General features: G+C 42.4%; 22 protein-coding genes and 1 tRNA gene. 13 read left to right on the top strand and 10 right to left on the bottom strand.

The annotated features are described in order from the left end of the window. Nucleotides 1-6 precede the first annotated feature (6 nt). A complete protein-coding gene (locus tag W7W_RS0102025) occupies nt 7-2,901 on the top strand; it encodes a TonB-dependent receptor (protein WP_157202425.1) in 2,895 nt (964 codons plus the stop codon). Nucleotides 2,902-3,186: 285 nt separating this feature from the next. On the opposite strand, the gene tnpA is transcribed toward W7W_RS0102025, so the two are convergent. The 3 genes from tnpA to W7W_RS0102005 all read right to left on the bottom strand — a co-directional run bounded on the left by tnpA (nt 3,187) and on the right by W7W_RS0102005 (nt 5,798). Next, nucleotides 3,187-3,639 carry an IS200/IS605 family transposase gene (gene tnpA / locus W7W_RS0102020; RefSeq protein ID WP_010662194.1) on the bottom strand — a complete coding sequence of 151 codons (453 nt, stop codon included), beginning with the start codon at nt 3,637-3,639 and terminating at the stop codon, nt 3,187-3,189. 142 nt (nt 3,640-3,781) lie between these two features. Beyond that, the gene (locus W7W_RS0102015; RefSeq protein WP_025006681.1) at nt 3,782-4,636 is read right to left on the bottom strand and encodes an endonuclease/exonuclease/phosphatase family protein; all 855 of its coding nucleotides are present in this window, start codon (nt 4,634-4,636) and stop codon (nt 3,782-3,784) included. A 175-nt stretch (nt 4,637-4,811) separates the two neighbouring features. Then, nucleotides 4,812-5,798 (bottom strand): Gfo/Idh/MocA family protein, encoded by a 987-nt coding sequence (locus tag W7W_RS0102005; protein ID WP_010662192.1) that lies wholly within the window; start codon nt 5,796-5,798, stop codon nt 4,812-4,814. A 735-nt stretch (nt 5,799-6,533) separates the two neighbouring features. On the opposite strand from W7W_RS0102005, the gene W7W_RS0101995 reads away from it, so the two are divergent. Together W7W_RS0101995 and W7W_RS0101990 are read left to right on the top strand one after the other, a co-directional pair. Further along, nucleotides 6,534-7,838, top strand: coding sequence for a hypothetical protein (locus W7W_RS0101995; protein WP_010662191.1), 1,305 nt, complete (start codon nt 6,534-6,536; stop codon nt 7,836-7,838). After that, nucleotides 7,838-8,563 (top strand): DUF6320 domain-containing protein, encoded by a 726-nt coding sequence (locus W7W_RS0101990; protein ID WP_010662190.1) that lies wholly within the window; start codon nt 7,838-7,840, stop codon nt 8,561-8,563. Before W7W_RS0101995 ends, W7W_RS0101990 begins: the two co-directional genes overlap by 1 nt. Here W7W_RS0101990 and W7W_RS0101985 read toward each other — a convergent pair. Together W7W_RS0101985 and W7W_RS0101980 are read right to left on the bottom strand one after the other, a co-directional pair. Then, complete coding sequence (locus W7W_RS0101985) at nt 8,560-9,231, bottom strand: CPBP family glutamic-type intramembrane protease (protein WP_010662189.1); 672 nt, start codon at nt 9,229-9,231, stop codon at nt 8,560-8,562. The genes W7W_RS0101990 and W7W_RS0101985 overlap by 4 nt on opposite strands. A 165-nt stretch (nt 9,232-9,396) precedes the next feature. Then, nucleotides 9,397-9,470 (bottom strand) — tRNA-Ile (locus W7W_RS0101980). Nucleotides 9,471-9,640: 170 nt separating this feature from the next. On the opposite strand from W7W_RS0101980, the gene W7W_RS0101975 reads away from it, so the two are divergent. Further along, a complete protein-coding gene (locus W7W_RS0101975) occupies nt 9,641-10,261 on the top strand; it encodes an HAD family hydrolase (protein ID WP_010662188.1) in 621 nt (206 codons plus the stop codon). Nucleotides 10,262-10,268: 7 nt separating this feature from the next. On the opposite strand, the gene W7W_RS0101970 is transcribed toward W7W_RS0101975, so the two are convergent. The 3 genes from W7W_RS0101970 to W7W_RS0101960 form a co-directional block, all read right to left on the bottom strand. Beyond that, nucleotides 10,269-10,688: an SPOR domain-containing protein gene (locus W7W_RS0101970; RefSeq protein WP_010662187.1), complete on the bottom strand. Its 420-nt coding sequence runs from the start codon at nt 10,686-10,688 to the stop codon at nt 10,269-10,271. Between the two features lie 106 nt (nt 10,689-10,794). Beyond that, nucleotides 10,795-11,496 (bottom strand): response regulator transcription factor, encoded by a 702-nt coding sequence (locus tag W7W_RS0101965; RefSeq protein WP_010662186.1) that lies wholly within the window; start codon nt 11,494-11,496, stop codon nt 10,795-10,797. Between the two features lie 65 nt (nt 11,497-11,561). Next, nucleotides 11,562-12,590: a sensor histidine kinase gene (locus W7W_RS0101960; protein ID WP_010662185.1), complete on the bottom strand. Its 1,029-nt coding sequence runs from the start codon at nt 12,588-12,590 to the stop codon at nt 11,562-11,564. A 293-nt stretch (nt 12,591-12,883) separates the two neighbouring features. On the opposite strand from W7W_RS0101960, the gene W7W_RS0101955 reads away from it, so the two are divergent. The 4 genes from W7W_RS0101955 (at nt 12,884) to W7W_RS0101940 (ending at nt 18,353) form a co-directional block, all read left to right on the top strand. After that, nucleotides 12,884-15,151, top strand: a complete 2,268-nt coding sequence (locus W7W_RS0101955; protein WP_010662184.1) for an inorganic phosphate transporter — start codon at nt 12,884-12,886, stop codon at nt 15,149-15,151. Between the two features lie 328 nt (nt 15,152-15,479). Beyond that, nucleotides 15,480-15,722 (top strand): GlsB/YeaQ/YmgE family stress response membrane protein, encoded by a 243-nt coding sequence (locus W7W_RS0101950; protein WP_010662183.1) that lies wholly within the window; start codon nt 15,480-15,482, stop codon nt 15,720-15,722. Nucleotides 15,723-16,280: 558 nt separating this feature from the next. After that, nucleotides 16,281-17,609, top strand: a complete 1,329-nt coding sequence (gene rmuC, locus W7W_RS0101945) for a DNA recombination protein RmuC (protein ID WP_010662182.1) — start codon at nt 16,281-16,283, stop codon at nt 17,607-17,609. 39 nt (nt 17,610-17,648) lie between these two features. Beyond that, nucleotides 17,649-18,353 carry a ComF family protein gene (locus W7W_RS0101940; protein ID WP_010662181.1) on the top strand — a complete coding sequence of 235 codons (705 nt, stop codon included), beginning with the start codon at nt 17,649-17,651 and terminating at the stop codon, nt 18,351-18,353. A gap of 12 nt (nt 18,354-18,365) precedes the next feature. Here the strand turns inward: W7W_RS0101940 and W7W_RS0101935 are convergent, their stop codons facing one another. After that, nucleotides 18,366-19,565: a homoserine dehydrogenase gene (locus W7W_RS0101935; protein WP_010662180.1), complete on the bottom strand. Its 1,200-nt coding sequence runs from the start codon at nt 19,563-19,565 to the stop codon at nt 18,366-18,368. Between the two features lie 269 nt (nt 19,566-19,834). Next, nucleotides 19,835-21,136: an O-acetylhomoserine aminocarboxypropyltransferase/cysteine synthase family protein gene (locus tag W7W_RS0101920; RefSeq protein ID WP_010662178.1), complete on the bottom strand. Its 1,302-nt coding sequence runs from the start codon at nt 21,134-21,136 to the stop codon at nt 19,835-19,837. Nucleotides 21,137-21,256: 120 nt separating this feature from the next. Here W7W_RS0101920 and W7W_RS23400 point away from each other — a divergent pair, with 120 nt between their 5' ends. From W7W_RS23400 to W7W_RS0101885, 5 genes are all read left to right on the top strand, one after another. Further along, nucleotides 21,257-21,394: a hypothetical protein gene (locus tag W7W_RS23400; RefSeq protein ID WP_157202424.1), complete on the top strand. Its 138-nt coding sequence runs from the start codon at nt 21,257-21,259 to the stop codon at nt 21,392-21,394. Between the two features lie 700 nt (nt 21,395-22,094). Then, the gene (locus W7W_RS0101900; protein WP_010662176.1) at nt 22,095-22,481 is read left to right on the top strand and encodes a hypothetical protein; all 387 of its coding nucleotides are present in this window, start codon (nt 22,095-22,097) and stop codon (nt 22,479-22,481) included. Nucleotides 22,482-22,588: 107 nt separating this feature from the next. Further along, nucleotides 22,589-23,134, top strand: coding sequence for an RNA polymerase sigma factor (locus tag W7W_RS0101895; protein WP_010662175.1), 546 nt, complete (start codon nt 22,589-22,591; stop codon nt 23,132-23,134). A 12-nt stretch (nt 23,135-23,146) separates the two neighbouring features. Then, nucleotides 23,147-23,572, top strand: coding sequence for a hypothetical protein (locus W7W_RS0101890; RefSeq protein ID WP_010662174.1), 426 nt, complete (start codon nt 23,147-23,149; stop codon nt 23,570-23,572). Further along, nucleotides 23,565-24,125: a Spy/CpxP family protein refolding chaperone gene (locus tag W7W_RS0101885; protein ID WP_010662173.1), complete on the top strand. Its 561-nt coding sequence runs from the start codon at nt 23,565-23,567 to the stop codon at nt 24,123-24,125. The genes W7W_RS0101890 and W7W_RS0101885 overlap by 8 nt, the downstream gene beginning before the upstream one ends. Nucleotide 24,126: the final 1 nt, after the last annotated feature.

Here is a 24,126-nt window from a genome sequence, read left to right as displayed (position 1 = left end):
AATAAAATGAAAAATTTAGTAATTGTTATCCTATCCCTGATATCAACGATTGCTTTTTCACAAAAAGGAACCATAAGAGGTACGGTTTACGATGGATCCACCAGGGAAACACTGGTGGGAGTGAGTGTTGTAATTGAAGGTACATACACCGGAACCGCCACCGATCTGGATGGAAAATTTGCACTGCAGACAGAGCCCGGCGTTTACGATCTTCGGCTGTCGTTTATCTCTTTTCAGCCACTGACGGTGGAAGGGGTTGAAGTTAAAGCGAATAATGTCACCGTGTTGAATGATCTTGAACTGGGAGAAAGTACTGTAGAGCTTGAAGATGTAGTGGTAACGGCAAGGGCTATAAGAAATACTGAGGCTGCCCTTCAAACCATGAAAGCCAAATCCTCGGTCATGCTGGATGGAATATCGGCTGCTAAAATGGAGTTGATTGGTGACGGAACTGCTGTGGAAGCTGCCAGGCGGGTTACCGGGGTGACCATTGAGGACGGCAAATATGTATATGTGCGGGGTCTGGGTGACCGCTATAGCAAAACGATTCTGAATGGGGTTGATATCCCTGGATTGGATCCGGACAGAAATAGTCTTCAGATGGATATTTTTCCTTCCAATCTGATTGATAATATGATGGTGAGTAAAAATTTCACTGCCGATATGCCCGCCGATTTTACAGGAGGACTCCTTAATGTTACAACCAAAGATTTTCCCGATAGGAAAGTATTTAGTGTGTCTGCAGGTACTGCTTTTAATCCCGATGTGCATCTCAAAGATAATTTTCTTTCCTATGATGGAGGTGATACAGACTTTTTGGGGTTTGATGACGGGTCCCGCGCTCTTCCCAACCGCGCGCGTCAATCCAATATTCCCACTCCGATAAGCGGAGCGTCACAGGATGAGGTGGTAGATTTTATTAAGAGTTTTAATCCTCAGCTGGGTGTGAAAGAACAAACCAGCCTGATGGATTACAGTTTGGGATTCTCTTATGGGAATCAAATAGATTTGAATTCCGATTCTCCGAAAGCTCCAAAGTTGGGATATATCTTCTCTCTTTCGTATAAATCGGAATACGACTTTGATGACGATGTAAAATATGGTGAATATCAGAAATATATTGATCCTGGCACTTATGAAATGCGTTATGCCACCCGTCAGAATGGCGAGTTGGGTGAACGCAGTGTTTTGGCAGGAGTATTGGGAGGTATTGCCTACAAAACCAATTTTGCAAAATATCGGTTTACTGCGATGCATCTTCAAAACGGTGTTAGCCGTGCAGGTAAATTCAGTATCGACAATGATGCATCTGCCGTTGGGCAATCCGGGTATTATGCTGAGTCGGATAACCTTGAATACAATCAGCGATCCCTGACCAATTTTCTGTTGAGTGGTACCCATGTTTTTCAGGAATCGGGCTGGGAGGTTGACTGGAGACTGTCGCCTACTTTTTCTTCTTCTCAGGATCCGGATATTCGCAAAACGGCATTTACGTTTCGTTCAGACGCCGATGTTATGTTTAATGCAGGGGCAGGAGGTAATCCCACACGTATATGGCGTGAGTTGAGTGAAGTCAATGCCACCGCTAAACTGGACCTTACGAAAGAATATCAGTTTAATGGTAAAGACGCACTATTAAAATTCGGGGCCAGTCACAATTACAAACAAAGGGAATATGAAATTCTCTTTTTTGATATTCAGTTTTTTGGAGGGCAGTCGTGGGACGAGCCTGATGCTTCGCAGGTACTGAATCCTGAAAATCTGTATCCCAACCGCCCAAATGCCATTTACTATCAGTCGGGGAACAACAATCCCAATCCCAATGCTTATGAATCTAATGTTCATAATACAGCGGCCTATATCTCAAATGAGTTTTCACTCTTTAAAGATTTCAAAACCATTCTTGGAGTGCGTATGGAAAACTTTGTCCAGCGCCATACCGGCCGGGATCAGAGTTATGCCAGCGGAGATACCCGAAACGGAAGGAATCTGGACAATGATAAAGTGCTGGAATCCCTCGACCTCTTTCCATCCGTAAACCTCATATACGCCTTGTCGGATAAGCAGAATCTGAGAGCAGCCTATTCGCGAACCATAGCACGTCCTTCGTTTAAGGAGTTGTCGTTTGCACAGATTCTTGATCCCATCAGTAACCGGATTTTTAACGGGAGTTTGTTCCCCTATTCCGATTGGGACGGGAACCTGGTGGAAACCCGTATCGACAATATGGATGTTCGTTGGGAATTGTTTGGGGACCGGGCACAAAATGTATCGGCCAGTATCTTTTATAAGCAGTTTGACAAACCCATTGAATTGGTTCGAATTCCCGAACAACAAACCAGTACCGAGTATCAGCCACGAAATGTGGGAGATGGGCAGTTGTACGGATTTGAATTTGAGTTTAGCAAAAACCTGGACTTTGTCTCTCCTTTGTTGAAGTATTTCAATATTAATAGCAATGTGACATTGGTAAAGTCAGAGATTGAAATGACCGATTCTGAGTTTAACGCCCGAAAAACGTATGAGAAGATCGGGGAGTCCATTGATGATACTCGCGAAATGGCCGGACAGTCGCCGTACGTGATTAATGCCGGATTAACCTATAATAATTATGAGTCGGGTCTGGCTGCCGGATTGTTCTATAATGTAAAAGGAGAAACTCTTTCTATCGTTGGTGCGGGGCTCTTCCCGGATATCTATGTGTCCCCTTTTCATAGCCTGAACTTTAGTGTCAATAAAAAATTCGGGAAAGATCAAAACACAAAAGTTGACTTTAAGGTTTCAAACTTTCTGAATCAGAAACAGGAAAGTTATTATCATTCTTATAAGGCTGGAAATCAGACTTACAATGTTTTTAACCCAGGTCGGACCTTTAGTGTAGGCCTGAGTTACCAGTTTTAATGGTCTGATAGCGCATTTACATCCGTTTGTTGTAGTCGGAGAGGCCTGCCGGAGATGTCCGGGGGTCTTTCCTTTTTTCAGGCTTTTTAGCCTGATCATCCCAGGCTTTCCAGCCTGATTTCCCCAGACCTTTCAGCCAGGGTTAAATATGACGCCCCTTTGGGGCTATTAGGTAAAGTCCCAAAGGGGCGTCATATTTAGCAATGGTTGTAAGCCATTGTTTTCGTGGTGCGTGAGGTGCGCGCGTGAGGTTAAGATGCATTAGATATGCATCACATCATTAAATTAATCCCAGACGTAGCGTTCGTCGTATTCCATATTATACTCTTTCATAAAGCCTCGGTATTCGTCCTTGAAAGTCCGTCTTCTATGATGTTTCTCTTGGTTTAAAATATACCTTTGAACCACTTCGATTCTTTTTGGATTTACCGAAAATCCGCCATAGCCGTTTTGCCAGTAAAAATTTCGGTAATTTAATCCCTTGGTTTTTATCCAACCCGAGGAATGAGACTTTAGCTCCTCCACTAATTTCATCAGAGCAATTTTCCGGGAAAGAAGACATAAAACATGAACATGGTTGGCATGTCCTCCAATTTCAACGGGCCAAGACTCAAGGTTTCTACAGGTTCCTGCCAGATAAGCATATAGCTCTGCGGCAATGGACTTGTCGATGAGGCCGGCTCGGTTTTTAGTGCTAAAAACAATGTGCACATAGTTCTTAACTAATGATTGTGGCATGATTTTGGGGTTATTATGCCCCGCAAGGGGCAGGGTTAATACTAAAGCCCCAAAGGGGCTTAATAACTAACAAAGGTCGTAAGGCTTTTGTGTGAATGTGTGTCCGTGTCTCTGAATGTGTGTCTGTGTCTCTAATGCATATCTACCTTAAAAATAAATTTCCCCGTACCGGATAATGATCTGAGATAAACAGGCTATCCTGTCTGATCTCATCGACAGAGTGTTCCTTAACTGTGAATGCCTCATTCACAAAAATGAAGTCGATGCGGGTTCCTTCATATTCGGAGTCAAAAGCATTATAGGTGATGTTGCCATTGCTTTTTGTTTCTGCAATATCTTCAGCATTTAAAAGACGAAAATTTTCATCGGCTGAATTGATGATGGTGTTGTAAGGGCCACTTTCTGCAGGAGTGTTAAAATCGCCGGTAAGGATCACCGGTTCTACCCCGGCAATGCGTTTTATCTCTCTAAGCAGCATTTTTGCGCTCTTAGTGCGGGCTTCATCGCTGATGTGACTAAAATGGGTGTTGAAGAAAAAGAGGGTTTTACCGTTTTCTTTAATTTTCAGTTTTGTCCAGGAAACAATTCTTGGGTAATGAGTTCCCCAGCTCATGCTTCCGGGATCTTCAGGTGTCTCGGAGAGCCAGAAATGACCAGAGTCCTTGAGAGTGAGAAGTTCTTTATCGAAAAAAACGGGACATGCTTCTCCTTTGTTTATACCGTCTTCTCTGCCAGCAGCCACATAATTGTACCCTTCCATGATGTTTTTCAGATCATCCAATTGGTTGGGCAGCACCTCCTGCATCCCGATAATTGCCGGTTTCTTTTCTTCCAGGTAGCTTTGAACCAGAGGTATGCGGTGCTTCCACTGATTAATACCGTCGCCTGCATGATCGAGACGGATGTTGAAGGAGATAACCTCCATGGAGGCTTGGTGGTTAGTGCAGGATGTTAGAAGAAACAGTGCCATAACCATCGATAGGAAAAGTGTTTTCATGATTCGTTTTTTTAAAGCATTCTTTACTCAGGCCTTTTGGTCTGATTTTCCCAGCTTTCCCAGCCCTACCGGCGGGGTTTAATTATTTCGCCCCTATGGGGCTTTACGCAACAGCCCCATAGGGGCGAGATAGTAAGCAATGGTTGCAAGGCCATTGCTATTAATATTTCATTTTTTAAATTTTCACCCATTCATTCGTTTCCCCGGATTTTCGTACCGCATCAATTACCTTCATGTTGTTGATGGCATCAAGGTGTGACACCGGCAGAGGTTTTTTGTTGAGAACTGCATCTGCGAACGCATCGAACATCAGGCCATAAGGGTTGGCCGGGGCAAACTCAATGTCGCGGGTGCCCATGCCGTCGGTGACGGTCATTTTGGCCGGTACATCCACGTAAGTATTGAAGGGGATATGGAAGGTGATACTTCCCCCGCTTGTTACAATGTCAACTTTCTGAAATGCCTGGGCGGCTGTGGAAACGGAATAAGTGGCCCGGGGACCTCCAAAATCCATGATGGCAGACGAGTGCATATCGGTGCCGAAATCAGGGTGAGTGGTTTGAAGAGCCATTACCTGGGCCGGTTCGCTACCGAGAATAAATCGTGGAACGGAAATGGCATAACACCCTATATCCATAAGAGCGCCTCCACCATATTCCGGAATATTCCGAATGTTTGTTGGAGACGAATTGTTGTACGAAAAGGCTGTGTGAATGTATTGAACATTCCCTATTTGTCCGGTTCGGATAATGTCACGGGCATGCTTCCATATGGGGTGAAACATATACATAAAGCCTTCCATAAGGGGAATCCCTGCTTCCTGTGCTTTCTCAATCATCTCCTCAGCTTCAGTTGCAGTCATACCCAGTGGCTTTTCGCATAATACGGGTTTTCCGGCATCAATGCTTTTCTCTACCCACTCCTTGTGCATATGGTTAGGCAGGGGGATATAGACCATATCCACATCCGGGTCATCCAATACAGCCTGATAAGACCCGTACCACAATGGGATGTTAAATTCCTGAGCCATGGATTCTGCCTTCTTGATGTCGCGTGAACCGATGGCATATGCTTCACAAAAACGTGTGTCTTGCAAGGGCAGTACAATTCGTTTGAGAAAGTGATTAGAAGTTCCGAGAATGCCTATTTTTAGCTTTTTCATTTGTTTGAAATTTTGTGATTAACTGACAAAAAACTAATTAAAAATTTGAGAACGAATGAAATCGCTTCGTTCTCGGATAATATTTTTAATCATATTCTTTTGAGACAATTATTGCCATGCTCCTTTCATTCGTCTTTATAACAAACAAATTTTTACCAGGTTTTGTAAGGGGCAGGAAGTTTTAGTAAAACTATTAATTCTCATGATATATTCCAATTTTGCTTAATGGCGAAGGAGGAAAATCCGTGAATGATATCCGTCAATTTTACATGGTTTATTTAAAAATTCAGGAACTTCATGCATCTTATCAGAATCTGCTTCTGAACAGATTTGTTTCTTTTACAGAGTAAAGACATTTTTTTAATGAATTCTTAATGAAGCGGTCATGCAGTATGTATGAGGCTGTTATTGTCGTGACTCACTTTTTAAAAATGCCCGAAAATCAATACAATCTCAAAACTTATCGGTCAACTCCGGAGTACATCTTTTTTATTTGAAGACATGGGGTGATGAGGTCTTATGTTTAGCATAATCTGTCAGAGTAAATACTTGGTAATGATCATGTCGCAAGTTTCGTAATTGGGGAACCTTTTTTTTGAATGAACAGATTCTGTTTTATGAGAACCTATTTTTATGACCAGCCCTTTTCGAAATCATGCTGTATTTTCCCGTAATAAGTTCTAAATTTGAAAAATATGACGCTATATTTTGAAGCAATCCATAAAATCGTGATTTATGGATGATAAGAATCTTAGTGGTTTTAAGACAGGTGATCGTTTCTGGCATACGCTCGATAATGCGGCCAAAATTTTTCCTGCCATCATAACCCGGGAGGTGACTTCTGTAATTCGTGTTTCAGCAAAACTGACCGAACCGGTAAAGATTGATGCTTTCCGAAAGGCTGTGTTGAAGGCGGAAGGTAGGTTCCCTTATTATCTGATGCAGCTTCGGAAGGGTTTTTTCTGGTACTATCTGGAGCATTTACCTCATCATATCCCCATAGAATTGGATGAGGGAGAGTGTTGCAGAAAGTTCGAAAAGGGCGGATTACTACTTCGTTTTTTGGTGCGTGAAAACAGCATCAGTCTGGAAGTGTCACATATTCTTACAGATGGTGGTGGAGCCTTTGATTTTCTGCGAACGGTATTGATTGGTTATTTTGAGGAGTGTGGTGTGGCTGTTCCGGAAGGTTTTTCTTATAAGAAACCGAACGAGAAATGGTCGGAAGAGGAATTCGAAGATGCCTACAAAAGGTACTTTAGAGAGGATGTCCCTCCAATGGTGCGAAGGTCCAAAGCATTCCATCTGCCATTCTCAATAAATTCTTCTCCACGTTTTCACAGGACTATTGTTGATGTCTCCATGGAGGATATAAAGCGGGTGACCAAAGAGTATAACGTTAGCATAACTGTTTATTTGGCTTCAGTTTACCTTTACATTCTTCAGGATGTTTTTGAAAACCTGAACCCTCTTACCAAAATGAAGATGTCAAAGATTCTTCGTGTTCAGGTTCCGGTGAACCTGAGAAACATTTTTTCTTCTCAGACCATGCGAAATTTTTCATTATTTGTAATGCCTGAAATAGATTTGCGGCTTGGCCATTATTCGTTTGAGGAAATTTTGCGTTCGGTATATCATCAGATGGAGTTGGAGACAGAAGCCAAGTTGATTAATAAAAATATTGCCCGCAACGTGGGAAGTGAGAAGAAAATATATGTTCGCAGCATTCCTCTTTTCATCAAGAGTTTAATTCTTAAGGTTAAGTTTAATTCCTTGGGGACCAGTCAATACAGTGGTGTGGTGACCAATCTGGGGAAAGTGGATCTTCCCCGGAATGTTTCCGAAAAAATTAACCATTTTGTGCTAACCGCCCCGCCACCCAACAAAATGTTGAAAGTGAGTTGTGCGGTGGTCGGATTTAACAATCGTCTTACGCTTTGCTTTGGGAGTGTTGCGCGATCAAAGAAATTTGAAGAACGTTTTGTTGAATTTCTGAATGAAAACAAAATCTCTGCGAAGTCAGATTTAAAAGAATATTGATGAAGAATTGTCCAAATTGCGGGGTAACCCTTGATGAAAGTGCCAATTTCTGTTCCTTATGTGGGGAGCCGTTGTTGGAGCGTAATGAAACCAACCTGGCTTTTATAGAAACACGTCGAAAGGAACGGGAAGATAAAATTCTGACTGAGTACCGGAAACTGTCAGGCTTTCAGAAAAGGAAACTCTTTTTGAAGATATCCGGCATGGTATTAATATCCGGTATTTTTATTACGCTTGTGATTGACTTTGTGTTTAGTGGAACCCTTTCATGGTCTCGTTATCCGATGACGGTTGGTCTTGTTTTGCTGTTGAATATAACAATGGGCACTTTTTGGGTCCACAGAGAAGTGCTTTGGGGTGGGTTAAGTTTTATTTCATCATCAGTATTGCTTGTTTTGCTTGATATATATTCGGGTAACTCCGGATGGGGAATGCAGCTGGGTATTCCGTTACTGTTAGCGGCTTATGTTACCGTTCTTCTTCTTTTCAGGCTGATTAGGAGAGCCAGCCAAAAAGGACTTAATGTGGTTGCTTATTCTTTAGTTACTGCAGGAATACTCTGTATCTGTACCGAGGGAATTATCAATTTATACCGGTTCGATTCATTGGTATTCAGGTGGAGTCTCATTGTAATGGCATCATCAGTAGTCACAGCGTTGTTAATGCTTTATGTCCATTATCGGTTAAAAAAGGTAACAGACCTGAAAAGGTTTTTTCATATTTAGAACACTGACCATAGTTCATTCCACAGATTGCGTTCAAGCACGAGGTAAAGAAACAGAGCTCCCAGCCATCCGTGTAATAGCCCGAGTGCCCATAGGTTCCTCCATTTAAACCATGCCATGATGAATACAATTTCCATCACAAAAGTAAAGACCATAAGTGGCCATGATGGATAATGTGCCATTGCAAAAAGGAAAGAAACAATAATTGTAACCTGAGGTTTTTTCAGTTTCAGACTTGTAAGAGATCCTAAGTTTCCGGCGATGATTGATATCATCACAAATTGCTGAATGAGCCCCCAAAACGGATAAAGCGCCATGACGGGAATAATGTTCCAGCTCATATTTTTAGAAATATCGGTAAAAAAAAGGCCGGGAATAATCAATAATCCTACCGGTGCAGAGAAAAGCAGAGTTGTTGTGAAGCCGTCCTTTTGAAAGCCCCAGTCTGTTAGGATTTGTTTTTCTGCCTGAAACCTCCTGAGAATGTATACCATCCAAATTAGGCAGGCACTGATGATATAAAATGCACGTAATTCCAGCCAGTCCATAAAAAGGTACTTCAATGCACCGGTAATGAAAACTGCCAGTATTTCGAACCATCTTCTTTTGTCGGAATATTTTGGGGGCTTACGTGGTGCAGAAGGCCGGAAAATGGATGCAATAAACATAGGGCTTTAATTAGATGGTGTTTAACCTGCCTTATACATAAGGAGAAGGCCAAATAGCAATCCTTTTCAACAAAGATAATCAGATTTATGAACCGTAGCTTTAGTGTGTAGCAAACAAAAAAAGCCACTCACAGAAAATCCTCTGTAAGTGGCTGTTTATCAGTGTGGGCCCAGTAGGGCTTGAACCTACGACTCCCTGATTATGAGTCAGGTGCTCTAACCAGCTGAGCTATGGGCCCGGCTACAGGGCTTTTTAGCCTGAGCGGATGCAAAAATACAAAACCGGAACGAATATTCAAACATTAAAACCACAAATAAATCGTGTGAAGTTCCTTTTTGAAAATGTTTGGGACATTATAGGGTGGAGAGAGACATAAATCTTAATTTTGAGATTTCAAAATTAAGATTTATGTCAGTAAGAAACATCATATTCGATTTGGGAAATGTGCTCATTCCGCTAAAAAGGGAGGCTGCAAAGGAAGCTTTTAGTAAATTACTGGCCGAGGAGATGAAGGAAACGGATGTGTTTTCTTTCAAAACCCTGGACTCTTTTATTGAATTTGAAACCGGGGAAATTTCATCCGGGCAGTTTCTGAAGAGCATCGGTCATTTTTTCCGGCCGGATGTTACCAACGAGGATATTGTGGATGCCTGGAACAAAATACTGGGTGATTTTCCGGAAGAACATGTTGAGATGCTCAGGGATTTAGGAAAAGAATATCGTTTATTTGTGTTAAGTAACACCAACGAGATACATGTTCAGAAATATGAAAAAGAGGTTCCCGGGGTGGAACACCCCAAAGACCTCTTTGAAAAGCTTTATTATTCCCACACAATGGGACTTCGTAAACCACAACCTGAAATATATCAACAGGTTCTGAGGGAGAATGACTTAAATCCTGCAGAAACATTATTCGCCGATGATCTTGCAGAGAATCTTGAAACTGCCGGAAGGTTGGGGATTCAAACGCTTCACATCACACCAGGCTTTGATTTACCCGGATGGTTTCGAGGCTTTAGCAGAAGGTAGTTGTGTTTTATCTTTTTACAAGTACCCAAACTTCTTCTTTCCCGGGCTGAGAGCGTTCCTGCTGCATTTTGTTAATGGCTTCTTTCTTGTCAGAAAATCCCATGTATGAAACTTTGTAGAAGTCACTGTTTTCGCCCCAGTTGCGCATAATCACTTCAGACTGATATCCCTGATCGGTCAGTTCTTTTTTGAAGGACTCTGCATTGTCCTGACTTGAGAAACTGCCGGCAATAAGGAAGTACTTGTTGGGTTCTCTGGGCTCCGGTTTGGGTTCCGGTTTTGGCTCTTCCACCTTTGTTGCAAGAGTATCGGGTTTGGGAGCCGGAGCTACCTTCTTAACAGGTTCTTTTTTGGCAGGTTCTTTTTTGTCCTTACAGGCCACTCCGAGTACCAGAAGTGCTGTAGCCAATAAAAAAATCTTCTTCATAATTGTGAAATTAGTTTGCTTAAAAGGCTCAAATAAGGCTTTACTAGTGCAATTTAAAAAATAAAGTTACAAATAAAGCTATTATTTGACCAACTTTACAAAAAAATCAATTCACAAATTTGTAGCCAACCCCTTTAATGGTGCGGATATGATCCTGTCCGATCTTTTCACGTAATTTTCTTATGTGAACATCGATGGTTCTGTCGCCCACAATGATATTATCTCCCCAGACTGATGCATAAATCTCATCCCGAGTGAACACCCGGTCCGGTTTGGCAGCGAGCAGCAGTAAGAGTTCGAACTCCTTTTTGGGGAGTGACAGTTCTTTATCTCCGGATGTGACCAGGTACTTCTCACGATCAATAATCAGGTCGCCCACAATTATTTTATTGTCTTCTTTGGTTTCTTCGGATGGGGTGCCGTGTGCGTAACGTTTTAAAAGTGCTTTTACGCGTGAAATCAGTACTTTTGGCTTGATGGGTTTGGTGATGTAATCATCGGCACCTGCATCAAATCCTGCTATTTGCGAGTAATCTTCGCCACGGGCAGTGAGGAAAACCACCAGCGTATTTTGTAGAGCAGGGATTTTTCGTATCTCTTCGCAGGTTTCTATGCCATCCATTCCCGGCATCATTACATCCAGAACAATTAAATGGGGATTTTCCTCTTTGGCAATTTTTAATCCATCCTGTCCGTTGTTGGCTGTGCGTACAGCAAACCCTTCTTTTTTGAGGTTGTACCCGATGAATTCCAGGATGTCCGGTTCATCGTCCACCAGTAGTATTTTGAAATCTGATGTTTCGTTCATGGTTATTGATTTGTTATGTATGTGCTGTCTTCTATTCACTGTTTTCTAAAATCTAATTACTAATTTCATGCCTTCTCCAGCGTAAAAGTAAATGAGGTACCCTTGCCGGGTGTGCTGTTTACATTAATGGTTTGTTTATGTGCTTCAATGATGTGTTTCACAATTGCCAGTCCCAGACCTGTTCCGCCCTGCTCGCGGGAGCGACTTTTGTCGGCACGGTAAAACCGTTCAAACACCCTTGGGAGATCCCGTTCCGATATTCCGACTCCGTTGTCGCGAACTTCCACCAAAACCAGATTGTCCATATCGTAAAAACTGATGGTTGTTTGGCCCCCATCAATGCCATAATTGATAGAATTGACAATAAGGTTGCTGATTACCTGAAAAATGCGGGGCTTGTCTCCTTTAACAAATATGTTTTTATCGGCACTCTTGCCAAATTTTAGTTTTATTCTTCTTTTGTCGGCACGCACCTCCTGTAAGTCAAAAGCTTCTTCCACCATTTGGTAAATATTGAATTTGGTGATATTGAGTTCCAATTCACCCGATTCCAACTTGGAGATGGCTTCCAGATCCTCAATAATGGAGATCATCCGGTCGATGCTTCTTTCAGTCCGTTCCAGATAAAGCATATTGATTTCCGGATCATCAATGCCCCCTTCGAGCAGTGTCAGGATATAACCCTGGATGTTGAAAACCGGTGTTTTTAATTCGTGCGACACATTGCCCAGAAATTCTCTACGGTATTTTTCCAGTTGGCGCAGCTGTTGTATCTCCATGGTTTTACCTTTCATCCATTCTGCCACTTCGCGGTTAACCTGAGAAAAAATATCGTCCTGACTTTCCTGAGATTCCTTGATGCCCGGTTTAAAATTGTGAATCGATTTGTAGATTGGTTTTATCTTAGCATAGATGAACAGGCTGATGAGGTAGTTTACGGCTGAAAAGGCGATTCCGGTAAACAGCGGAATGGTAATGAGCAAAGAGATTGCCAGATTGGGGCTGAAATAATTGATTAGAAAAAAAAGCAAAGCAAGAACCAGAAATGAGATGGTTATATATCCAACAATTCTTTGTGGTGCAATAGACTTCATAAGTTTTAAGTTATTCAATGATGTGGTCTGAAGTGAGGCCCTGTTTTTATCTCATTGCAATTTTCGTTTCCTCCGTGTGCTCGACAAATTTATATGAAAAAGGCAGTCTGCCGTCAAATAAAAGAATGTCTTCGGCATGTTAAATTTTTGTAAAGTCCCTGGAAGAGGCGAAAACATTAAAAATAAACCTAAATTTGATAAAAAAAACGGCTGAAACCTAACAAAAAATTAATATTCGGGTTTGAAAAGAACCATTTTGGCCCACTATTTTTGCAGCTTAAACATACAGGAATATGACACTTGTCTGGACCATTGCCATTGTTCTCTCCCTGTTGGCCGTTATCGACCTGGTTGTGGGGGTTTCCAATGATGCTGTAAATTTTCTCAATTCCGCCATCGGAAGCAGGGTGGCTACACGTCGTACCATTTTCTGGATTGCCGGTGTTGGGGTGCTGTTGGGGACTTTCTTTTCTGCAGGGATGATGGAAGTCGCCCGCAAAGGGGTCATCTATCCGCAAAGTTTCTTTCTTACGGAATTGATGATAATTTTTCTGGCTGTGATGATTGTAGATATTTTGTTGATTGATACCTACAATACTCTTGGATTTCCCACATCTACCACTATTGCAGTTGTTTTTGAACTTACCGGAGCAGCATTAGCCATTGCCTTTATTAAGACAAGCGGTTCGCTTTCAGGAGAATCAGTGTTGTCGGATTATATCAATACCGGTCGGGTGTTTCTTTTATTCTCAGGGATCCTGGTTTCTATCTTGTTTGCTTTTTTGGCAGGTGCCCTTGTTCAGTTTATCTCGCGTATTGTTTTCTCGTTTAGATATCAGGGGCGGTTTCGACTTTTATTTGCCATGTTTGGAGCCTTATCGGTCTCCGGCATTTTATTTCTGATTTTTAAGAAGGGAATTGATGCTTCCTCGCTTTGGGATAATCCTTTAATTAATTGGTCTGGAGAGCATCCTTTCTTTTCATTTCTGATGGTTTTTGTTGGAACTTTTTTCCTGCTGTACCTGCTGGCTCTTTTGTTTCAGGTTGACATTCCTAAGATGGTTGTTTTGTTTGGCACCTTTGCGCTTGCCCTCTCCTTTGCCGCCAATGACCTGGTCAACTTTATTGGTATTCCCCTGGCAGGAATCGAAAGTTTTCGTGCGTTTCTGACTGCCGGGAACGACCTTTCACCGGATACTTTTGGTCTCACATTTTTGAGTGATGACTGGTTGAGAAATCACGGGTTTCAGGATTGGATCTATGGAACCTTCTTTTTGGGATCCGGCATTGTTATGATACTAACACTTTTTTATTCCCGTAAAGCACGTTCGGTGACAGAAACGGAAGTATATCTTGGTCGTCAGCACGCGGGACAGGAACACTTTGAACCGTCACAGTTGTCGCGAATTTTGGTTCGTCAGTTTTTGCGTTTTTACGGAAAAGCCGATGGCCTTTTACCAGGGAAAATGCGTAAGTTTATTTCAGCTAAATATAAAAAAAATGATGATGAAGCCGTGGGGAAGAAAGTGGACGGTGTCATTTATTTCGATACTTTGCGTGCATCGGTAAATCTGATTGTTGCAAGTATTCTTATTAGCCTCGGAACCTATTGGGGCTTTCCTTTGTCCACTACATTTGTGGTTTTTATGGTGGCTATGGGAACATCTCTGGCAGATCAGGCCTGGGGACGGGAGAGTGCAGTTTATCGGATTTCCGGGGTTTTATCCATTCTCGGAGGCTGGTTTATTACTGCTTGTCTTGGTTTCCTCGGTGCTTTTTTTCTTACTCTTTTATTGTGGTGGGGCACTTGGATTGCCTTGGTTGCCGCTTTGGGGTTTATGGTGTTGTACCTGATAAAAAGTACGAAGTATCACCGTAAACGGCAAATAGAAAATGAACAGTTCAAGAAGGAAATCAGCAATGAGATTGCTCAGAATATCGGCTGGATGCGAAATTCCGGAAGTGAGACCATCAGAAAAATGATGTTGGAGTCCTCAAAAATTTATCTTTTGCTGGTTCAGGGGCTTTTGGAGGAGGATTCTGCCAAGTTGTTGGAGGTTAAAGACAAAACGGAAGGTTTGAGTGGGCGGGTAAAGGGAGCAAAAACGGAGTTTTTCCGTGCCATGAGTAGTATGCCTGAAGAGTCACAGGATCCCGGTCAGTTTTTTATTCAGGCACTGGATTATCTTACCGAGCTGTCCAATACTTTGATGGCAATGGTAAATCCGGTTTGTGATCACGTAAAAAATCAACACAAAGGGTTGGTGGAATATCAGCGGGAAGATTTGACGGGCATTTTAGAAGAGACAACTTCATTCTTTAATTTTATGGTCCATCTGGAGAAGGATAAAAAGTTTGCCATGCTACCCGAGATGATTCAACGACAACAGGCACTTTTTGCATTAATTGAAGGATTCAGACTCAATCATATCAGGAAAATCAGATCGGGTCACGGAAAAACGAGAATTAATATTATTTACATGGAGTTATTGGGTGAAACCCGAAACCTGGTTACTTATTCTGTTAATCTGGTGAAATCGTTGAAGATTTTTTTTGAATGATACAGTTTTCCTGCAAACGAGGTATTTTCTTATTCAGTTGGCGTTCAATTTCAGAGTATTAAAAGTTAAATGACAATGAGCTAATTGATACCCAGAAGAGGAGTATATTTATCTGAAAATTATTGGTGTCAGGTTAAGAAATTGAGATTGCTTCACTACGTTCGAAATTACCGGACTTTGAAGGTTATTGGTGATAAACCATTAAAATTCTTTTTTTTAGAAAATAGTTGTAACTTTCTCTATTCAAACAGGAAAGTAGAGGTGCTTTTTTTCAGATAACCGCTCTCCGTTGAAACCATAATCCTATTTCTAACTAAATTTTTTTACTATGGGACTTATCTTATCTATTGTTATCGGTATTCTTGCCGGGTATCTCGGCAGTCTTATTTTCAAAGGTTCCGGTTTGGGCCTTATCTGGAACCTGATAGTCGGCCTGGTAGGAGGTGTGATAGGAGGTGCTGTTTTTGAATTTCTTGGATTCCATGGTCAGGGCATCATCTGGCAACTGATTGCTGCTACAGTAGGCGCCATTATTCTTTTATGGATTGTTTCATTGCTAAGAAAAAAGTGATTCTGAGCTTTTACGGAAAGTCAGGTTTCAACAAATTTTTTATCGCGAGGGGATAATAAACAGGGATAGAATTTTTTGCTTAAACCTATTCAATTATTGCACAACCAGAACATTAAATAATCCTTTTGGTCAAAAGATAATTATGGATTAGATAGGTGCGTTCTCCCCGCATTTGACAAAATACTTAGGGTCTGCTGAAAAAGTCAAAAGAGCAGAATTTACAAGGCGATCCGACCGAAGGAGTATTGAAATACTTCGAGATTGGAGCGGTGAATCAAATTTTGTTCTTTTGATTAGCCGTTTTCTTATATACAAGTGCAAAAGAATAGGAGTATTTTGTGAGATAACCTTGCACCTATTAACTTGTTGACATGCTTTAAGTGTTTAATAGTTAAAAAACATGCGTTTTTCAGCGCGCCCTACTTACTTTTCTGAGCAGACTTAATGTTTTGATGTCCGGATAGTTGCTGTTCCGAAGTGTTTTCTTGCTGAACTTTTGCCGAGAAACCATGGGGGCTTTAACCGGACATCATTATTTTTGTTGGAAAACTTTCTCTTATGATTTTTGATGGTATTCTTCTCGCTTTGCTTTTGTTGTGTGTGATTCTTCTATCCATTTTGCTGATTCGTTTGGGGCATAATAAAAACGGTGATTTGCAGGATGTTGTGCGTCAGGTAATGAAGGAGGAATTGCGGGACAATCGTTCCGAACTCGGAAATTCTCTGCAGCAAAACCGTCAGGAGTTGTCTCAGAACCTTGACAGACTTACCACAGTCTTGCAGGAACAGTTGTTTAAAATGCAGGAAGGAATGAACCGGAATGCACTTTCTAATCGTCAGGAACTGGCTCAATCGTTAAAGAATTTCGGAGAGTCATTTTCCAATAATGTTGCTGATTTTAAGAATCTGCAGAAGCAGCGCTTTGACGATATGGCCCGAAAGCAGGATGAATTGGTGAAATCGACTGAAGAACGGCTGGAAAAGATGCGTCAAACAGTGGACGAAAAATTACACAAAACGTTAGAGGAAAGACTGGGGAATTCATTCAAACTGGTTACCGAACGGTTGGAAGCCGTGCGTGAAGGACTGGGGGAGATGAAAAGTATGGCAGGGGAAGTCGGAGATCTCAAGAGAGTGCTCAGCAATGTTAAAACGCGCGGAGTGCTTGGGGAAATTCAGCTGGGCAATATTCTTGAGCAAATAATGGCCCCTGAACAATATGAAAAAAACGTCAAAACCAGACGCGATTCAGCCGGGCATGTGGAGTATGCCATTAAATTGCCTGGGAGTTCCGAAAATGGTGAAGCTGTGTATATGCCTGTTGATGCCAAGTTTCCGCAGGAGGATTATGCGAGGTTGCAGTTGGCTTTTGATAAAGGTGATGCAGAAGGAATGGCATTGGCCACTAAACAATTGGTGACGGCCGTTAAAAAATCAGCCGCCGAAATTCGGGATAAATATCTGGATCCCCCGCATACGACTGACTTTGGAGTTTTGTTTTTACCTGTGGAAGGGCTCTATGCAGAGGTGGTTCGACAGCCCGACCTGGTTGCTGTTTTACAAAGAGAGTATAAAGTAATTGTGACCGGCCCAACCACTCTTGCCGCTATGCTGAACAGTCTGCAAATGGGCTTTCGTACACTGGCTATTCAAAAACGAAGCAGTGAAGTATGGGAGATTCTGGGCGCTGTAAAAACCCAGTTTGGAGAGTTTGGTAAAGTCCTTCGTAAAGCCCAGGAGCGTCTCAACCAGGCCAATAATGAAATTGAAACGCTCGTCACAACCCGCACCAATGTGATGATGCGAAAACTCAGAAAAGTGCAGGAGTTACCAGCCGAAAAAAGTAAGGAGTTGATGGAAACTCTGGAAGAAAATGAAGGGGAATAAAAAATGAACCCCAAAACCTAATCCCAAAACCCAAACCTGATGCCTGATCTTTTTCGAAAATATCTTTTTGGTATAGCCGCCCTGGTTTTTCCTGAAATATGCCGTGGGTGTGGTGAATGGCCCGGAGCAGGCCGCACGGGTTTATGTCGTAGATGCGAGTCGGAAATGCCCCGTACCTGGTTTGAGAAAGTGCCCGGAAATCCGGTGGAACAGATGTTTTGGGGAAGAGCAAAAATTGAGTTTGCCACGTCCCTGTTTTTTTACCGCAAAGGTGAAATGCTTCAGCAAATTATCCATCAGCTTAAATACAAAAGAGACAAAAATGCCGGTGTTTATCTGGGACGACTGGCTGGTCGCGTTCTGCTGAAGGAGGCATTGGCCGAAAAAATTGACTGCATTGTGCCGGTGCCCTTACACCCGAAAAAACAAAGAATCCGGGGATACAATCAGAGCCAGATTATTGCCCGGGGGATAGGTGAAATCACCAAACACCCGGTCAATTCCGAATCTGTCATCCGCACTGTGCATTCGGCGAGTCAGACCCGAAGAGGACGCTACGAAAGGTGGCAAAATGTGGAAGGAATATTTAAGGTTCTTCATCCTCATCTTTTCCAAAATAAACATGTGCTGATTCTGGATGATGTGATAACCACAGGTGCCACCATCGAAGCTCTTTGCGCTGCTTTTTCTCATGTGAGCGGTGTTCGGATTTCGGTGCTCACCATTGGTATTGCGGCCGGGTGATTCAACACCGGCTTAATAATTCAGGGCTTTGCCCGTTGCAGCCAGGAAGATATCCAGCGACCGCAATTTGTCTTTGATGGCTATGAGTTTGTCCAGCCTCATAAATCCAATCTTGTAATGATATTTGGGGCCATGATACTCTTCGGAAACCGATTTGAATTCAAAGTTTTTCAAAACATCAGGATTGCTGTATCTTAGATATACTTCAATGGTCCCCTCTTTAAAATATTTGAAGCCCCCGAAATAATTGGCCTTTTTGTACTCGTACCTGTAATGATGCCCGAGTGCTGTAATGTCTGAAAGTACAGCGGCTCCGGTAGGATGACCACCGGCTCCTTTGCCAAACATAAACTGTTTGTCGTAAGCTACCCCTTTTATTACCACCCCGTTGAATTCATCTTCCACGCTGTAAATATATTTGTCGCGGGTTACAAAGCGTGGCAGCACAAAGAGGGCGATTTTTTTATCGCGCAGACGCTCTACCTGGCCTACCAGTTTTATTTTGTACCCTTTTTCGCGTGCATAGTTGATGTCAAATTCGGAAATATTGGAAATGCCATAGTTGAGGACTTCATCGGGTGATACGACTACCCCAAAGCTGTGCATGGTAAGAATGATCAATTTGAACAGAGAATCGAAACCATCCACATCAAAAGAGGGGTTGGACTCTGCAAAGCCCAGTTCCTGTGCCTTTTTCAGAGCATCGGCATAGCTTTCGTTATTGTCGAAAACCTTGGAAAGAATGTAGTTGGATGAACCGTTGAGAATTCCTGTTACCGAAAGCAAAAGATCGTTGTCGTAGTATTCCTCCAGGTTTCGGATTACCGGAATACTGCCACATGCGGAGGCTTCATAAAGCAAAGAGACATTGTTTTCTTTGGCAAGTGTCATCATTTCTGTGAGGTTTTCGGCCAGCATCTTTTTGTTGGCTGAAACCACATTTTTCCCTTTTTGTAGGGCTTTTTTTACAATAAAATAGGCATCATCCGCATTGTCGATTAGTTCCACAATGGTATTGATGCCCGCATCTTCGAGAATTTCATCAGGTTCGTAACAAAACATTTCGTCGGGGAGCGATCGCTTAATTTGCCGCTTAACACAGATTTTCCTTACCCTGGCATCCAGTGCCGGACTTTTTTCCAGAACATCGTATAGTCCTTTACCAACAACGCCGAATCCGAAAAGACCGATATTTAATTTTTGCCGTGACATTTTTTTTAGTTTTTGCGGAAGTGAATGTTTTATGTATAAGCCAGGTTAGAGAAAAAGGTTCTGATATTCAGAATTTTATATTTCCGAATATCAGAACCAAAATAGTTATGACCAAAGGTACGAACATTTTTGTCTTTGCAGCAAAGCGTTCAAAACCGGTTTTCCTGTTTTTATAGAAACAGTTAACCCGAAGATTGGTTTTTACTGGTTTCAATTCCTCCGGGATAAAAGTATCGCACTTTTTTCAAAGACATTTTTTCAAACATATTTTACTTGCCAACTTTCTCAAAAGCAGCAGAAAGATCCGCTTTGATATCGTCAATATGCTCGATACCCGTGGAGAGCCTCAGAAGTCCGGGCTCTATTCCGGCAGCTTTTTGTTCTTCGGACGAAAGCTGCTCATGCGTGGTTGAACTTGGGTGGATGATTAGGGTCTTTGCATCGCCCACGTTGGCCAAATGACTGACCAATGATAAGTTGTTGATGAACTGGTCAGCCGTTTCGGGGCCTCCCTTAATTTTGAAACTCAGCACTCCTCCGAATCCGCGTTTCAGGTACTTTTGAGCCAGTTCATGATAAGGGCTTGATTTAAGTCCGGGATAGTTGACATGTTCAACCTGAGGATGTTTTTCCAACCACTGTGCCAGTTCCTGGGCATTTTCTACTGTGCGCTCAACTCTGAGAGAGAGTGTTTCCAAGCCTTGCAGTAACAGAAAGGCATTAAAAGGACTCAAAGCGGGTCCAAAATCGCGTAAACCTTCCACCCGGGCGCGGATGGCGAAAGCAATATTGCCAAACGGGCCGTCAGCTCCGAAGACTTCCCAGAATTTAAGGCCGTGATAGCCTTCCGATGGTTCGGTGAATGCCGGGAATTTACCGTTGCCCCAGTTGAAGTTTCCACCGTCTACGATAACACCTCCGATAGAGGTTCCGTGTCCTCCAATCCACTTGGTGGCTGATTCCACCACCACGTTGGCTCCATGCTCCAGCGGTCGGAAAAGATAACCGCCGGCTCCGAAAGTATTGTCCACTACAAGTGGGATGCCGTGTTTGGCAGCAATTTCGCCGAGCTTTTCAAAATCCGGAATATTAAATCTTGGATTCCCGATTGTTTCCACATAAAGTGCTTTAGTATTCTCATCTATTTTGGATTCAAACTCAGCCGGATCATCGCTTTCCACAAATTTTACCTGAATTCCCAGCCGCTTAAACTGCACCTTGAACTGATTGTAGGTTCCCCCGTAAAGATTTGGTGTTGCTACGAAGTTATCGCCTGCTTCCAGAAAATTGGTGATTGCAATGAATTGTGCTGCCTGTCCGGAGCCTACAGCTACTGCTGCCACACCACCTTCGAGAGCGGCAATTCGTTTCTCAAAAACATCGGTGGTGGGATTCATTATGCGGGTGTAGATGTTGCCGAATTCCTTCAGGCCGAATAAATTGGCCGCATGTTCCGAATCGTTAAATACGTACGAGGTGGTTTGGTAAATGGGTACTGCCCGTGAGTTAGTGGTTGGATCCACTTCCTGTCCTGCATGTAATTGCAGCGTTTCAAATTTAAAATCAGACATAGTTTTAAGAATTTATAGGTTAATTAAAATAAAAAAACTCGTGACCGGTTGCTGTGACGCACCGGTATCTGATTTAATTTGAACTCAAATTTTGTCGGAAAATTTTGGAAAGATACAGATATGATGCGTCACAAGACTTATGCCATGAACATAGACATTCGTCCCATCATCATACCTGTTGTGGTAGTGAAGGAAATTCCGCAGTTAATTGTTGCGGCAACCGAAATAATATTTTCGATGTTGTGTTTCATTCAATAAATTATCTCTGTGCAAATATGGACAACTTTATCCAGAATACAAATAATTGCAATAATATTTTTGAAAAAAGTTGCAGATTGATGCAGTAAATCCTTCCTGACTTCGATTGTGCAATCCACTCCAATCTCCTAAAAGAATGTAAAAGGCGTTTATTGCAAGTGCTTTTCCCAAAAAAAATGGTGGAGAATAGTGGGTAAATGACAGAATTGGTCCGTCCCCGTATGGAGCAGGTTTGAATAACCCCGGATCAATAACCCGGGGTAGGGCTGAACGAATGGGACGAGGTCCCTGAATGGGGGTCAATAATTATAACATTGGGTTTATGTTTTTTACAAAAGCTTGTCATTGCAAACGTAGTGGAGCAATCTTAAATTAGTGCCTGTCCATAAACTAAGTAGTGTTTGTCTATAAAGTCCAACTTCTGCGTTGTTGCTCAAAATCTAAATCCTCAAATACATTAGTATTCTGCGGTTTAGATTTTTCACACGCCTTGAATTTGAACTTTCTATTTCAAACACGTGAAAAACTCTTAGTTTATGGACAGAGACTTGGGTAAATGAGTATTTTGGCGGCAAGCATAACGAAGCAAATGGTACTTTATGGACAGGCACTAATGATTTTTTTTAATATTAATGAAAAAAACGAATGATTTCTTTTTCACTGGTGTCAAAAGGATGAAAACAATTAAAAAGATAGTATTATGAAAAAGGTAATTTTAACTTTAGCTTTGGTTGCAGGTTTCGCATTTGCCGCAAATAACGTAAACGCACAAACCAACTCTGAAAATGATCAGAAGAAAGAAAACCCCGAAAATGTTCGTTCCGGATTTGTAGATAACAATGCAGACGGTGTTTGTGACAATTTTGATGGTAAACGACCCGGAAAAGGGTTAGGCCCCGGAAATGGAAACGGACAGGGTCGCGGACAGGGAAAAGGTCTTGGACGAAGTGGAAACGGACAGGGACGTGGAGGTAACGGAAATTTCACCGACTCCAACAAAAACGGTACTTGTGATAACCTGGAGAACGGAACCGGACGTTTGCGTGACGGAAGTGGAAATGGTCGCGGAAATGCACCCGCAAAGTAATGGGTCTTCATTAAATTTTTTATTTTCTTTGAGATACCGAAGAGAGATGCAATGTTTTTGCATCTCTCCTTTGCCAATGAGGAATAAGTAATTTTCGAAAAAATTAGATGCACACAACCCCGACAGACAGTGATTTGGTACAACAGGCACAGGACGGCCGAACTGAGGCCTTTTCCGTACTTGTGGACAGATACCGTCAGAAAGTTTTTCAAACATGTATGGGGTTTTTGCATAACGGAGATGATGCCGAAGATTTGACTCAGGAAGTTTTTGTGAAAGCCTGGAATGCCTTGAGTTCTTTTGACGGACGTGCTGCATTTTCCACCTGGTTATACAGAATTGCCGTGAATAAAGCCATCAACAAGACTCGAAAGAATAAACTCAGGTCTTTTACAGGTATTATTGATGAGGTAACAGAATCGGGGTATGCAGATGAGGATGCAGAGATCAATCTTATGCGCAGGGAACAGCGTGAGCAGATAAAAAGTGCTGTCAACAGATTGAAGTCGAGACAGAAAAAGGCGTTTGTATTGTTTTACTATCAGGAATTGAGTTTAGCCGAAGTTGCAGATGTATTGGAAATGTCACCCAAGGCCACCGAAAGCTTAATATTCAGGGCGAGAAAAAGATTACAGGGATGGTTGTCCCGTTAAAATTTTGAAGAAATGACATGTAATGAATTCAACAAACAATTGGCCATGCTCCAACGGTCCGGTGAAATGACACAGGAAATGCAGGAGCATATGGATGAGTGTGCCTCATGTAAGGAGACGTATGAAAAAGAGCAATTGCTTTTTGATTTTGTGGAGGAAGAGAAGGCGCTAAAAATTTCTCCTTTTGTGACCACAAGAATAATGGCCCAAATTGAGCGAGTTGAGAAACCATCCCGGATGGTCGCCCGTCCTGCTTTTGTATCTCTTCTTTCGGTGGTTGTTTTGATTTTGGGATTTTTTTCTGCCAGTCTTTTCTCCGGTTCTGAAGCGTCATCCCTGGCCGACTCCACCGAAATAATTGCCACAGACTATTTTTTCTCTGCCAACCCGGGTTCTCAAATAGAGGACATCTGGCTTAATTCTTATTCTTATGAGTAAAAAACAAATCATATTTTCCATTTTTATTCTGGTTGCTGCCTTCCTTGTTGGCTGGGGCCTTTTCCAGTGGTGGAATTCTGCTTCTGTTTCTTCCGCAGAACAGGGGGATACAGAAACTGTGTACCGGAACATTCCCGGATCGACCAATACGGGAGTCGGGGCCGGATTTAATCGTATGGTTAGCGTACTGGAGTTTTCGGAGGAACAGATTGCCGCATTCACAGAAATCGAGCAACAGTATCGTCAGCAGGCGGCTTTGTTTATGGGACAGCTCGACAGCATTGACCTGAATATTCTGGAAGAGATAAAGAAAGCGAATCCCGATCCCGGGCGATTGGATTCGCTAGCTCAAAGGGCAGGGGAAATTCAATTTGCTCTGAAAAAGGCCACTTCTGATCATTTCCTTCAAGTAAGGGACCTTTGTAACCCCAATCAAAAGGAACTGTTTAACGAGGTCATTTCCGACATTTACCAATACCGGCGTGGCCGCGGCCCCGGTAGGGGACCGGGTAACCGGCAAAATGGGCAGCGAAGGGGATGGAGAAACAGGTAGT

The sequence above is a fragment of the Marinilabilia salmonicolor JCM 21150 genome, assembly GCF_000259075.1.
Classification (GTDB): Bacteria; Bacteroidota; Bacteroidia; order Bacteroidales; family Marinilabiliaceae; genus Marinilabilia; species Marinilabilia salmonicolor.
The sequence above is the reverse complement of the archived record's forward strand: the minus strand, read 5'-3'. Positions and strand labels throughout refer to the sequence as shown.